Consider the following 13,636-nt stretch of genomic DNA (forward strand, 5'->3'; position numbering starts at 1 on the left):
GGGATCACCCTTTCTAATTTTGAAACAGACATGTTATTTTTGCAAAAATTCCAATACGATGGATTATCAGGATCAAACAGATTTTTTACAGGAAGAAGAAAATGAACTGGGTTACGTAGACCCTGCAGACAGGTGGCTACGCCTGGGAAATTATCTTATAGATCAGACGGTACTGGTTGTTTTATTTAATATCATAATAGTTATCTGGACTACTATTGCCGCTGCATCGGGTGGAGTGACCCCTGAAAAATTCTTTTTATCAGATGATGTTTTGGTGGTTTTGGGGCGAAGAATATTGGTTTCTGTTATAATAACCGTTTTATATTATGCGGTTTCTGAAACGGTTATGAATGGCAGAACGATAGGGAAATTAGCCACCAACACCATTGCTATTACACAGGATGGCGCTCCCTTTACCTTTAAACATGCGCTGTTGCGCAGCTTGGTCAGGGCCATTCCGTTTGAAGCCTTAAGCGCTTTTGGTTACCTCCCCTGGCACGACAGCCTGTCAAAAACCGTTGTGGTAAGAAAAACCTGGGATAACAAAAGACAATATTTATAAAGAAAAAGCCCTGACGAAATTGTCGGGGCTTTCTCATTATATACTCTAATTAATGAACATCCTGTTTTCGGGGCCGAATGATCAATCGCAATGTAGGGTCATTGGTAATAAAAGACCAGAACCAGCTAAAAGCCAGCTTCACTTTATTGCGGAAACCAATTAAGGGAATAATGTGGATGAACAGCCAAACCAGCCAGGCAGGGAAACCCTTAAAAAAGCCTTTGGGTGGGATATCGCACACGGCTTTATATTTTGAAATAATGGCCATACTGCCTTTATCGCGATACGCAAAAGCTTCCATTGGTTTATTGTCTGCCGCCCTGATTAAATTTTTTGCGAGTTTGGTACCCTGTTGAATAGCCACCTGCGCCAGTTGGGGATGGCCACCGGGAAAATTTGTATCAGTTGTTTGCAAACAGATATCGCCTATGGCAAAAATGTTTTGAGATCCCTGTGCTTTATTAGCCTCATCAACCAACACCCTTCTTCCCCGGCCAATAGCCGCAGTAGGCAAACCCGGAATTTCCCGGCCAGTTACACCGGAAGCCCAGATCAGTACTTTGGTGGGTATGGTTCTGCCATCAGAAAGGACAACAATATCATCGTGGTAATCTTTTACCGCGGTATTGTTGATCACATGTACGCCAAGCTTTTTTAAAACCCGGGTAGCTTCGTTCTGTGATTTTTCACTCATGGGGCCCAGCAGGCTTTTGCCGGCATCTATGAGGTAAAGGTGTGAACGCAGGTCCTTAATTTCAGGGTATTCTTTCAAAGCGATATTACGCCCTAATTCGGCCAGCATACCAGCCAGTTCAACACCGGTAGGTCCGCCACCACAGATCACAATATTGAGGTGTTTTTCTTTTTCCTTCAGGTCGTCGGTATGTACTGCCTCTTCCATATTCAGCAGTAAATGGTTGCGCAGGTTAAGGGCGTCATCGATGCTTTTCATGGGCAGCGAATTGGCTTTAACGCGTTCCATACCGAAGTAATTACTTTCAGTACCAACGGCCAGCACCAGGTAGTCGTAAGCAACCACGCCGGTATCTGTTTCAATGGTGTTCTGTTCAGGGTTTACCTTCAGCAGCGAACCCATGTGAAACCGCAGGTTGGTTTTCTTTTGAAACAATCTGCGAAACGGGTAACTGATATTGGAAGGCTCAATAAATGCGGTAGCTACCTGGTACAGCAACGGAGGAAAGAAACTGTAATTATTCTTGTCTACCAGGGTAATGTGAAAGCGACTGTCTTTCGAAAGGTGTTTAATGAGATTAATGCCGGCAAACCCGCCACCGACAATAACGACTTTTTTTACTGGTTGTTCCATAACTCGTTCTTCTTATTAACATTAATGAACAATTCTGCCCCCGGATTGTATAATGGGGCATCTAGAGCCGTACTAACTTTTCAGGTTATGGCAAGTGTTAAGTAAGCAGGAATGGAGATAGATAGACGAAGCAAAGGTCGTTACTATTATTGAAATAGCATAATATTCAGAGAAAGATAGTTGTTAAAGTACTATTTTCAACCAGTTATCAAATCTTAATAATGCAGTTCCGGATAATCGGCCATGATCATCGGGATCACTTTATCAATGATGTGCCTGAGAGCAAGGACCTGTATTTTTAAATCTGGCGAATCGGGCGCTGACCAATTGCCTTTTTCAATTTTTTCAGCAATGTTTGCGGCCTCGGCAACACTCAGGTTATTGAGTGATGACTTCATACGATGAGCGAGAAATTTTACCTGCCTGATGTCCTTTTGTTCAAAAGCCTGCTCCAGGTTATTCAAGCTGTTGGTGGTTTCGCTGATGAACACCTGCAGCATTTTAATGATGAACTTTTCATCATCACGGGTAATTTGCTTCAGCTTGCATAAGTCGTATAAAGGAGTATCATCAATGGAAGTTGCTTTGACCGGACCAAAATGTGTTTCCCTTCCAAGCCATTTGGCAATAAGGCGAATGAGGTCTTCTTCTTCAAAAGGCTTACTCAGGTAATCGTTCATGCCTGCCTGTATACACTTTTCCATTTCACCTTTTACGGCATTGGCTGTAAGTGCAATGATGGGGATATTCGATGTTAGTTCGCGCCGTATATGTTGAGTAGCCTCCAGCCCATCCATTACCGGCATTTGAATATCCATCAAAACAATATCAAAAGGATGTTGACGGAGGATCTCCAGTGCTTCCAGTCCATTTACCGCCTCGGAAATAGTTGCACCATACTGGTTCAGGATGGTTTCCGCAACCACCCGGTTCATTTCATTATCTTCTACCAGTAGGATTTTTTTATCGGCCAGAATATGGGCTTCCACATGGCTGTTGTCTTTTTTAGGCAGATCGTTTTCAGTGCCTTTGGAAAATGACAGTTGAATGGTAACGATGGTACCTTCGCCTTTTTTACTTTGCACCTCAATAGTTCCGTTCATCAGTTCAACCAGTTGTTTTACGATGCTCATGCCAAGCCCCGTACCGCCGTAACTGCGGGCAATGCTCTCATCTTCCTGACTGAATTTATTGAAAAGGTTTTTCAAATAAGCTTCATCCATACCCTTACCCGTATCGCTGATGACGATCTGCAGCTCCTGCGATTGGGGCTGATCATTATTAAGCAGACAATTTAAAACAACCCTGCCCCGTTTGGTGAATTTAATGGAATTACTCAGGAGGTTCATTAAAACCTGGTTTATACGATAGGGATCGCCTTTTAATACGTTCGCAACACCGGCTTCAACTGATACTTCAAAGATCAATCCCTTTTCTTCCGCTTTCAATTTCAACACCCGGCTGGTATTGGTTGCCAGGTCGTGCATATTGAACCCGATCTCTTCCAGGGTAACCTTGCCTGCTTCGAGTTTTGAAAAGTCAAGGATGTCGTTAATGATCACCAGCAGGTTTTCAGCAGCCGTTCCAATGATCTCCAGGAACGACTGTTGTTGTTGGTTAAGCGTTGTTTTTTGTAATTGTTTGCTCATTCCCAGAATGGCGTTCATGGGCGTTCTTATTTCATGGCTCATGTTGGCCAGGAACAGGTCTTTGGCATGCACGGATTTCTCTGCTATCTGTTTGGCCTCTTCCAGCTGGCGTTGCAGCATTTTTTGCACGGTAATATCGAGGTGAATACCAATAGAGCCGATGTGTTGTTGTTTGTCGTTGTATAAAGGCGCACCGGATACCAGCCACCAATGGGCATCGCTGTGTTTGGTGTTCACATTCATTTCATAAGCGTCGGACAAACCATGTTGGCGGATGCTGTTTTTGTTAGCCACCATCTGTTTGTTCTCGTCCTTTACAAAAAGGTCAGAGGCGTTTTGGCCAATCAGTTCATGCTCTTCATACCCGCACATTAAGCAAAAACTCTGATTCACATAACGGATGTTTTGGTCAAGGTCAACTTCTATGAGACCCAGGTTCATATTGGCAATAATACTCCGGTATTTTTCTTCCTGGCGCTTCAGCTTTATTTCCGATCTCTTTCTTTCGGTGATATCGTTATAGGTCCATAAGTGGCCGCGGTAAATATCATCGATAAATAACGGGATATAATTTCTTTCCAGTACCCGGCCGTCGGCCATCTTCAATTCCTCATTGTTTATGGGCAGGCGTGTTTTTAAATGCCGGGCGGTATTGGTTAAGAATTCAAGCGGGTGTTTGAATAATGCGCTGCTGCTTTCATACAGGTCAGTGCATTCTATTCCAACCAGGGTTTCGGGGGAACCGGGATAGGAAAAGAAATCGGTGAATTTTTTATTGGTCAGCACCACCACACCGTTCTCATCTTCGAGCAATACGCCGGTTTGCAGGTTAATCAGCAAATGGCTTAGTCGATTGGCGGTAGCCGTTAATTCGCCCTGAATATTTTTATAATTTTGGATATCAGTGAGCGTACCAATGATGGTAATGGGCCTTCCATTTTTTGATTTGCTGATCACTCCGCCCCGGTTGAGGATCCACCGGGTGGAACCATCTTTCAGCTTTACACGGTATTCAATGCAGTGTTTGGAGATCTCCCCGGTCATATACCTGTGAAAGGTTTCTACGGCAATATGGCGGTCTTCTTCTACAATGGTTTGCCACCAGATAAGATTTTCTTTTCCTTCATATTCATTACGGTCAAGGTCGAGGATTGATTTTTCATTGACGGCGAAAGTCATGGTACGGGTGGGAAAATGATATTCCCAAACATTGTCGTCGATGGTTTGCAAGGCAAGGCGCAACCGTTTTTCAGATTGTTGCAGCAGGGCATCGGCTTTTTTCTTTTCCTGTAACTCATGCTCCAGGTAGTTGATAATGTTGGTGAGGTCGTCGGTTTCGCTATACGAATGGGTATCGCTGCCCTTGAATTTATTGATCGTTTCTTTTAAGTGCTGAATGGAAGCATGTTTTAGTTTGGCTTCCCTTTTTAGCTGGTCATTTATTTGAATGTATTCTTTTTCACTGCAGGCGAATGCATGATTAAACAGTTTACGGTCGCGTTCGTATTCTTCATACGAATCGTTTACTGCCTGAATAAAACGACCCAGGTGCTCCTGCAAAAAATAATCTTCAGGAAGGTATTTTTTAATCTGCCGTTCAAGGAGTTTATTGAAACTCATATCACAATTATATCTCGTCAAAGGTTGTAATGGTCATTGTTTGATTATGTAATTCGCATTTTGCCTGATCATTAAAGGGTGAAATTTCGCCGTATGAGTAAAAGCCGGTAAGCAGCGTTTGGCTACCGAATGTATCGGCAACAGCCTCTACTTCTTCTTCAGTGCGTTTACCTAAAATGACCTTGCGGCCCACACAGCTGATCAACAGCGCCAGTTGTGGTGCACCTGGTAGTTTTTGAAAGGCCAGTCCCGCCGCATGGGTAGCGGCATCGACCAGTTTATCAAAATTTGCTTTCATGAACCGTACTTTCGATCCATTGGGAACATCGCCGGCAAATACCATGCTGCCGGTTTCCTGGTCAATGGAAAGTATGGTGCGAACAATGGGCGCATCTTCCTCATGTTCTTTAACCCCCAGTGGGAACAGCAGGGCGGAGCCGGGTAGTTCATCGGCATATGGGCCGAGATAGGTTTTGTACAGGTCGAGCGCTTTTTGTCCTTCTATTTCAAATAATTGATTTGCTACGGATTTTGTAACGGTTCGTTCAGGGCCAAATATTTCCCAGCCACCCATGGATGCATGAGAAACCACAAAGTGTTTGCCGTAAAATGGTATAGCCACTATATTACCGCTGGAAGGTTTTTCATTCAATCCAACCAGGGTTGATTGAAAATTAGTGCCATCGCCAGCCAGGCCGCCGGTAACCGGTACGCGGTTATTTACCAATTCATTTATACCACGAATCAGCTCGCTGCCATTTACATGACTGCCATCAGAAATAATCAGGATGTAGGAAAGGTTGGAGAAAGAGATCAGTCTGATCAATGCTTTGCCCGCCTCATAACTGTTATCATAGTCCCGGATATTTACGGTAACAGGTTGAATAGAAGTTTTTTCCAGTTCAATGGCCGCAATGGATACAGAATTGTCATTTACCCGGTTGTTTATTATTTCACCAGCCGTGGAGCATAAAACAATATGGGCTTCGGGGAAGGATGATTTCAGTTCTTCATATACTGGCTGGGTGTTGATAACGTCCTTACCACCAAAACCCAGTACCAGCTGTGATTTGGCGGGGTTGGCGAGGGAGGTTTCATTTTGCCTTTGCAGTTTATTATCGTTATATGACAACAGGGTAGTTTGCATAAGGGAAAGTGTTTAAGGTTGAGTATTCATTCCGTTACGTTGGTTAATGATTAGTATATGCGCGAACAATTAAAATCGCCCATTCAAAAAAACGAAAGTCGAAACATTTTATTCACAGGAAAAATGGAGAGGGTATGGGTTAACTCTTAATTAATTTAGCCCCAATTTTTAAAACAGCAACTTGTTATTCTACTAAATTATTCTGAAATACCCGTATAGCGCGGAATCTACCGCATAACCGTTAGTTTATTGATGTAGGTCAATAAGTAGGTTATATCTGATGAATGAAAATTATTATGCCCGAAGAATTAAAGGATGTAGGCCGAACTAAGGGTTTTGCTGTAGGAGGAGGTTTAACAACTGGTTTTTATGCTTCATGGCAGTATTATAACCTGTTTCATAGATTTGATCGGCTTTATTTACATCGAACATGCCGAATTCATGCAAATCGGGTTCCAGGAACAGATCTACCCGTTCGGCTTTACTGTATACAACAGGGGAAATGGCCATATGAAAGCATTTTTCAATCATGTGCATTTTACCTATTCGTTTACCATTGTCCAGGCCTTTGGGAATATTGTTTACATAACTGCCAATGAGCTGGTCGCAGATGTTTTCGAGTGGTTCAACGGGAAAGTTGTTCAAGAGGCCCCCATCAACCAGTATATGGTCATTAATTCTTACCGGTTCAAAAATAACCGGTACCGAGGCGGAAGCAATCACTGGTTCAACGAGCGGGCCTTTAGAAAAGGTTACGGTTTCATTATTGGCCAAATCAGTAGCGGTGATGTACAAATTTTTATCCAGGCTTTCGAAGGAGTCGATGGGAATGAGTGTTTGTAAAGCTTTGCGCAGCACTTTCATGGAAAAAAGGCCGTCTTTATTCAGTAAAAAGCTCGACCAACCGAAATAGGAGTTGTTTTTCAGGAGGTCAAGAATTTTATGGGGGGTATGGCCGGCTGCATACAGGGCGCCCACGATGGCGCCGGCGCTTACGCCGGAAATGGCATAGGGTTGAATTTGTAATTCTTCCAGCGCCTGTAATAAACCCAAATGGGCAAATCCTCTAACGCCGCCGCCGCTTAAAACGATACCTGTTTTTACCATCCTACAATGTAGAAGCTTTTATCAGGAAATGCAAGTACGGGAATGGGGATTATTTTAACATTTCCCTGCTTTAAATTCTGATTTTAAGAAAAATATCCCGGGGTTATTTCCGTTAGCGGAAACAATGCTTATTGCTATGAAAAAAGTCCTTATCATCCCTGCCGTTATTGTCGTTTTGCTGGGTGGCTGCCACCCCGAGGAAAATCCCGATCAGTTGAAGGCTGTTAATCGGAGTTTAGAATATGCGAATGGGGTTATGGAGGAGGCGAATAAATTGGTTTATGAGGAATTTGGAAGAACGAAAAGAGAGTTGCATTCCTGGGTGTTTACTGCAGTGTGGGAACCTAAGGCGAAGCAAATAGGACAATATTCTGATAGCGTCAGGCTTTTTATTAGAACTATTAAAGGCGAATTATTAAAGCAATCAAATAGTTTAAAAATAGATTATGTTGACCTCACAAAGCAATTGCATAATGCAGATGGTATTGGAGGGCAATTGTTGAACAAACTGATTGCATTTAAAGACAGCATTCCGGCAGTAATTTATTCGGGCGATACAATGAGTCGTTTCTATAAGCAGGATCTACTCAATGATTTTTTAAAAACAGTTCCCCTGTTACCAGCATACCGGGATAGTTTGCCCGCAGATAAGAAAATTGAATACAAGAAACAATGGTTGGAGAAAAGTTTCGGTAGAACCTCTGCCTTAATGGCCATGATCATGTTGAATAAAATAGAAAGCGATGTGTTGGCAACGGAGAATACATTTATTACCTATTGCAAAGATCAGGTAGCAATCGGGTGTAATATGTCATATCTTCACGTAACGGCACTTGCCTTCTTAAGCAGCAGTTATATAAAACCGGGGCAATCAATTCAGGTATCAGCAGGATTGGGAACATTCACTTCAACATCGAAACCAATTATAACCATAAATAATAGTCGAGTACCCTTAAATGATCAAGCCGTAGCCGAATACACTTTTAAACCTATAGGCAAACCAGGAGAATATTCTGTGCCAGTAAAGATTGAATTTACAAAACCGGATGGAACAAAAGATACTATATCAAAGCTCGCAAAATACATTATCGCTGAAAATTAACCTGCAAAAGCTATTGAAAAAGAGCCCTAAAACTTAATCTTCAACCCGTACTCCTTCTTCAACGTCAATAAGGCTTCTGCATTTCCTTTTGCATCATCAACCGGGTGATGGGTATGTTTTGTTTTGCGTAGGTGTTTGAAATTCTGAAAAGTATCTTTTACCAGCCCCTTATACATACTGCCCAGGTTCTGGGAACTAAAACCAAACGGATTGGCCTTGGTAAAGTGATGAAAATACCAGCAGATAAACATCCAGTCGAACCCGTTATTGTCGCTGATAAACACAGGTCTGTCTTTAGCTACCTCTTTGATCCAGGCTGCAAAGTTTGACATCACTGTCTGAGGATCATCAAACGCCAGCGTTTCTTCTCTGGTAAATCCCGAAACCGCCAGTGCCTCCGGTATATATTGTTCAGAGATGGGTTTTAGTTGTCCGTAAAAAGTTTTATTCAGCTGTTCGTCAACCAGTACAGCACCAAAAGAGATCATGGAGTAATCACCGGGAATGGGGCCATCCGTCTCTACATCAACCATTATATAGGCCATATGTTCATTTATTTTAATCTACAAATCGCGGCCAAAATAATAAAAATTGGTCCATTTTGCTAATTACCACGTTTTATTAAATTGCTATTCATAAATCAACTGCCAGATGACCTGTTTAAAAACGATTGCTTTTTTGCTGTTCTTCACCCTAACAACAATGGCTACCGCCCAAAATAACCAGCCCTGGAAAGGAAAGAAATGCGCCGTGGTGTTAACGTATGACGATGGTTTGGATATTGATATCACCAATGTATTACCTGCACTGGATTCCCTGGGTTTGAAAGCCACCTTTTATATTGCCAACTACCAGGGCCGGCTGCAAGTGCAGATCCCGGCCTGGCGCGCCGCTGCCGCAAAAGGACATGAATTGGGCAATCATACCCTGTTCCATCCCTGCGAAGGCGGCAGGCCGGGAAGGGAGTTTGTATCTGCCGATTACGACCTGAACAATTACTCCATGCGCCGCATAACCAATGAAATTCTGGCAATGAACGCCGTGCTGAATGCCATCGATGGAAAAACAAACCGCACCTTCGCCTTCCCCTGCGGCGATAACAAAATTCATGATACCGCCTATATCGATTCATTAAGAACAGACCTAATTGGCGCACGAGGTGTTGTGGGCACCATTCCAACCATTGACAATATTGACCTGTATAACCTGCCCGGTTACGGCGTAATGGACAATTCAGGTGAATCTATGATACAATGGGTGAAGGAAGCTGAAACCAAACAGGGATTGCTGGTGATTATTTTCCATGGCGTAGGGGGCGGTCACAGCCTGAATGTTTCACTGCCTGCGCACAGCCAGTTACTGCATTACCTGAAGCAACATGAAAAGGAAATCTGGATAGCGCCCATGGTGGAAGTGGCTGCTTTTATCAGGGACAAACAGAAAAAGAGACAATAAACTGCCTCTTTTCTGAACTACCTTTTATCCATTAGTTACCCTGTTTATCAGAATAAGCACCAGAATACCAATGGCTATTAGGGCGGTGATAATGGTAACTATGATCGCGTTCCTTTTTATGATCTCATCTTTTTTATCAGGTGTAGGTTTCATAAGATAAATTTTTAAGTGTAATGAAAAGGGATATTTAGCCTACGGTTACGCCGATGATAACTGTGATGGCAAATAATACGGCCAGCATAAAATATGATTTTGCATTGTGGCGACGGCTGTTTAAATACATGTTAACCAGCTTGTAATTTGTTTTCATACTTACTTCTTTAATTGCCATAACATAATCAAATGAAAGACCTATTTCATTCCACAATAAGCGACCTCTATAATTGGTTGATATAAAGACGGTTGCATGTCACTAAAAGCGGTGACCGAAAACGTAATTAATAAAGACCCTTTCATTTTGAAAGGGTTCTTTGTTAAAATGAAATGCTTTTCATTGCCCTGGAGTGATGCTATTATTACTTCCATTCCTTTCAAACGCTTGTCTGCATTGCGTTTTACTGATTCCTGCATTTATTACCTGCCAACCGGTATGTTTTTGGTACCCTGAGCACCTCATAGAAAGCTGCTGTATGAGGTAACAAAAATCACATGATTATGAAAACGTACCGCTTCTTGATGATCGCATTGGTGGTTGCGATGGCTACATTGAGTTTTTTACCAGCACCCGCACAGAATAACAGGACGTACCATAAAGAAAAATTTCAGGTGGTAGACACTACGGCCTTTTATTTATATACGCAAAACAAAAATGTAGTACCACCCGGTGGTAAAGGAATGTACAGGGCCGATCTGTATTTTTTCAGCACTACTTCCGATAGCCCCATTTTACCATTGACAATTGAAAACCTGAAAAGCGCCTACCCAGCTCATATTGCCTTTCATTATGCACTGGACGCTTATTTCAATTCAGACAAACAGCTAATGGCATACGATGCATACGCTAAAATGTACAAACTAAAATACTTGTTCTTACAAACCCTTGTATCATATAACAATTCCAATGACTAAAATTAACAGAATGAAAAAATTAGTGATGGTGGGCCTGCTTGTACAGGGAATCACAACTCACCTTACAGCGCAGGATTCAACAAGTCCTAAAATACCATTCAGCGATATTGAAACTAACTGGCAAAACGGTAGTGACCGGCGCGACTCATCCGTTTTTCACGGCATCTACTTTGTTCCCAGTGTTATGGTAGACGTGAATTACACGCACTCATTTAATAAACCTATCGATAATACGGTTGTAGGGTCCACCGCCCTGGCCCGCAACAACGAAGTTCAGTTGTCTCACTTAAGTTTGGGAGGTGACTTTACTTACCAAAATGCAAGGGCGAGAGTGATGTTGCAATTCGGCACAAGATCAATTGTAGTACCCAGGAATGATGTTAGCCCATACCGGGGACAATATCAGTTAGCCAACGTATACCGCTACCTGAGTGAAGCGTACGTTGGTTATCACTTCAATAAATGGTACGGCATTAACGTAGACGCAGGTTTATTCATGTCGTATATAGGGTTAAATTCTTATTACCAGGTGGAGAACTGGGAATACCAGGCTTCTTTTACATCTGATAATACCCCCTGGTTCTTTAATGGGATCCGTATTCAAATTCATCCTACAAAGCATCTTAAAATTGAACCCTGGATCATCAATGGCTGGCAAAGCTATGGCCGGTTCAATAAGCAGCCAGGATTGGGCGCCAATATTACCTGGAACCCTACCAGCAACTTCAAGATCCTTACCAATGATTACTACGGCGCAGATGCTGGTGGTCTTCCCGGAAGAAAAAGATTCCACTCAGACAACAGCATGCTGGTTAGATATTTTAATAATCCAAAATCTAAAGGTATTAGCAGAATGGCCCTTTCCCTTACCGGCGACATTGGCTTTGAAAAAGGCGATGGCGTAAATGGGTTCAAGAGCGATGATAATAAGGGCCCTGCTCAATACTTTGCAAGTGCCATGATCTACAACCGGGTTTGGTTTGCGAAAAACAAACTGGCCTGGACAATAGGCGGCGGTATTATGAATAACCCTGGCCGTTACCTCGTACTGTACCCGACCGGCCAGGCTAGCCCTTTACCCGATCCGAACAATCCTACGCAAACCGAGGGAAAATATCCTTTCAGTGCCAATCCTGGCGACCAATTCAAGGCGTGGGATTGTTCAACCAATTTCGACTTTATGCCTAATCAGAGCTTACTCTTCCGTGTAGAATATGTACACCGCCATGCCAACGTTCCCTATTTTGCTGGGGCTGGCGGTGTTACTTCTCCTAACGGATATACCACTACTCCATTACCTGATGACTGGAGGCCCGACCTGGTGAAATCTGAAGACCGTATCGTATTTGCTTTATTATTCCGTCTATAAAATTTTGCACCATTTTCCGTTGTTTAGACAGGCCTTTTTCATTCTTGAAGAGGGCCTTTTTTTTCAATTTGAAAAGAGTTTGTCAAAATGAAAGGCTTTTATAGATCCCAGGAATGAGTAGTTAATGTGCCAAACCGCGTGAAGTGCTTGTTGGACAGGGGTTTTGTAAGAATTGGCATTTCCCGGCGAAATCTGGAACCAATTTGGATTCCCTTAATAGTATAAAAAACAGCGTATATGATCACCCAATATGAAGTCCCAACCCTGTTACATGAAGAATTACCCTCTTTGGAAAACAAAACCTGCCCTGTTCATTTATCAGTGAGTGTATATAAAACCATTCACGATTTTACCGAGTATACAAAAACAGCTGTACAGAAACACCATCTCCCTATGGCCAGAAAATGTTTTAAGCTCGCCGGGAAATTATATAGTGAAGGCGATAAGATTGTTCGCATGTGTATAGAAAATATTTTTATTTATTCATTCTCATCCCTTATGCCCGATGATCGGGTTGAAAGATTAATACTGCAATCATACATTCCCGACAATTTAAATGCAGTATATATAAAACAGGTGTCAGCCTGTAATTGCTAATAAAAAACAAAAAAGAAATGGAACCAGATAGTTATGCCGTCATTGTTCGGGTAGCCAATGCCGCAGACAGTAAATATGCCCTTGACATCATCAATGAAATGGAATCATCAGCCAAAATACGTGGTACCGGTATCTCAAAACGAACTCCCGAATACATTCAGGAAAAAATGGAACAGGGTAATGCAGTAATAGCAGTTGCCGCCAATGGTGAATGGGTTGGTTTTTCCTATATAGCCATTTGGAGTAACGGCGAATTCGTTTCCAATTCGGGGTTAATAGTAAGCCCTGCCTGGCGTGAAAAAGGAGTAGCGTCGTTTATAAAAGAAAAGATATTTAACCTGTCGAGACATAAATTTCCAAAAGCGAAGATCTTCAGTATAACCACCGGTATGGCCATTATGAAATTGAATTCCCGCCTGGGTTTTGAACCGGTAATTTATGATGCGCTTCCACACGATGAAAAATTCTGGCAGGGGTGCAAAAGTTGTGTAAACTACGGCATACTGCAAAGCAAAGGTTGCAAAAACTGTTTGTGCACAGCTATGTTGTTCGAACCTGAAATAGCAGCAAGTCACACATAAAAATATAGCAGGCCGGGCAGACCGAAATTCCATCACTAAAAAACAAAGTCCT

General features: G+C 42.5%; 15 protein-coding genes. 8 read left to right on the plus strand and 7 right to left on the minus strand.

All coding sequences use genetic code 11. The annotated features are described in order from the left end of the window. The first annotated feature begins 58 nt into the window (after positions 1 to 58). The gene (locus BMX95_RS04330; protein WP_081198656.1) at positions 59 to 562 is read left to right on the plus strand and encodes an RDD family protein; all 504 of its coding nucleotides are present in this window, start codon (positions 59 to 61) and stop codon (positions 560 to 562) included. A 49-nt stretch (positions 563 to 611) separates the two neighbouring features. On the opposite strand, the gene BMX95_RS04335 is transcribed toward BMX95_RS04330, so the two are convergent. The 4 genes from BMX95_RS04335 to BMX95_RS04350 form a co-directional block, all read right to left on the minus strand. Then, positions 612 to 1,889: an NAD(P)/FAD-dependent oxidoreductase gene (locus BMX95_RS04335; protein ID WP_081198655.1), complete on the minus strand. Its 1,278-nt coding sequence runs from the start codon at positions 1,887 to 1,889 to the stop codon at positions 612 to 614. A 215-nt stretch (positions 1,890 to 2,104) separates the two neighbouring features. Further along, on the minus strand, positions 2,105 to 5,158 hold the full coding sequence (locus BMX95_RS04340; protein WP_081198654.1) for a PAS domain S-box protein: 3,054 nt from the start codon (positions 5,156 to 5,158) through the stop codon (positions 2,105 to 2,107). 7 nt (positions 5,159 to 5,165) lie between these two features. Then, the gene (locus BMX95_RS04345; protein WP_081198653.1) at positions 5,166 to 6,305 is read right to left on the minus strand and encodes an FIST signal transduction protein; all 1,140 of its coding nucleotides are present in this window, start codon (positions 6,303 to 6,305) and stop codon (positions 5,166 to 5,168) included. A 327-nt stretch (positions 6,306 to 6,632) separates the two neighbouring features. Next, the gene (locus tag BMX95_RS04350; protein WP_081198652.1) at positions 6,633 to 7,412 is read right to left on the minus strand and encodes a patatin-like phospholipase family protein; all 780 of its coding nucleotides are present in this window, start codon (positions 7,410 to 7,412) and stop codon (positions 6,633 to 6,635) included. Positions 7,413 to 7,548: 136 nt separating this feature from the next. Here BMX95_RS04350 and BMX95_RS04355 point away from each other — a divergent pair, with 136 nt between their 5' ends. Then, positions 7,549 to 8,514, plus strand: a complete 966-nt coding sequence (locus BMX95_RS04355) for a hypothetical protein (RefSeq protein WP_081199841.1) — start codon at positions 7,549 to 7,551, stop codon at positions 8,512 to 8,514. A gap of 26 nt (positions 8,515 to 8,540) precedes the next feature. Here the strand turns inward: BMX95_RS04355 and BMX95_RS04360 are convergent, their stop codons facing one another. Beyond that, a complete protein-coding gene (locus tag BMX95_RS04360; protein WP_081198651.1) occupies positions 8,541 to 9,059 on the minus strand; it encodes a 3'-5' exoribonuclease domain-containing protein in 519 nt (172 codons plus the stop codon). Between the two features lie 106 nt (positions 9,060 to 9,165). On the opposite strand from BMX95_RS04360, the gene BMX95_RS04365 reads away from it, so the two are divergent. Continuing rightward, positions 9,166 to 9,969: a polysaccharide deacetylase family protein gene (locus BMX95_RS04365; protein ID WP_081198650.1), complete on the plus strand. Its 804-nt coding sequence runs from the start codon at positions 9,166 to 9,168 to the stop codon at positions 9,967 to 9,969. A gap of 24 nt (positions 9,970 to 9,993) precedes the next feature. On the opposite strand, the gene BMX95_RS35640 is transcribed toward BMX95_RS04365, so the two are convergent. Together BMX95_RS35640 and BMX95_RS35645 are read right to left on the minus strand one after the other, a co-directional pair. Then, positions 9,994 to 10,122: a hypothetical protein gene (locus BMX95_RS35640; RefSeq protein ID WP_262493560.1), complete on the minus strand. Its 129-nt coding sequence runs from the start codon at positions 10,120 to 10,122 to the stop codon at positions 9,994 to 9,996. A 34-nt stretch (positions 10,123 to 10,156) separates the two neighbouring features. Beyond that, positions 10,157 to 10,279, minus strand: a complete 123-nt coding sequence (locus BMX95_RS35645) for a hypothetical protein (RefSeq protein WP_262493559.1) — start codon at positions 10,277 to 10,279, stop codon at positions 10,157 to 10,159. A gap of 96 nt (positions 10,280 to 10,375) precedes the next feature. Between BMX95_RS35645 and BMX95_RS04370 the strand changes: the two genes are divergently transcribed. The 5 genes from BMX95_RS04370 (at position 10,376) to BMX95_RS04390 (ending at position 13,584) form a co-directional block, all read left to right on the plus strand. Further along, the gene (locus tag BMX95_RS04370) at positions 10,376 to 10,576 is read left to right on the plus strand and encodes a hypothetical protein (RefSeq protein WP_081198648.1); all 201 of its coding nucleotides are present in this window, start codon (positions 10,376 to 10,378) and stop codon (positions 10,574 to 10,576) included. Between the two features lie 47 nt (positions 10,577 to 10,623). Further along, a complete protein-coding gene (locus BMX95_RS04375; RefSeq protein WP_133053882.1) occupies positions 10,624 to 11,037 on the plus strand; it encodes a hypothetical protein in 414 nt (137 codons plus the stop codon). Positions 11,038 to 11,047: 10 nt separating this feature from the next. Beyond that, on the plus strand, positions 11,048 to 12,406 hold the full coding sequence (locus tag BMX95_RS04380) for a porin (protein ID WP_081199839.1): 1,359 nt from the start codon (positions 11,048 to 11,050) through the stop codon (positions 12,404 to 12,406). Positions 12,407 to 12,643: 237 nt separating this feature from the next. Further along, positions 12,644 to 13,003: a DUF7674 family protein gene (locus tag BMX95_RS04385; protein WP_081198646.1), complete on the plus strand. Its 360-nt coding sequence runs from the start codon at positions 12,644 to 12,646 to the stop codon at positions 13,001 to 13,003. A gap of 17 nt (positions 13,004 to 13,020) precedes the next feature. After that, entirely contained in the window at positions 13,021 to 13,584 is a 564-nt protein-coding gene (locus BMX95_RS04390) for a GNAT family N-acetyltransferase (protein ID WP_081199837.1), read from the plus strand. Positions 13,585 to 13,636: the final 52 nt, after the last annotated feature.

The sequence above is a fragment of the Niastella yeongjuensis genome (assembly GCF_900110245.1).
Taxonomy (GTDB): Bacteria; Bacteroidota; Bacteroidia; order Chitinophagales; family Chitinophagaceae; genus Niastella; species Niastella yeongjuensis.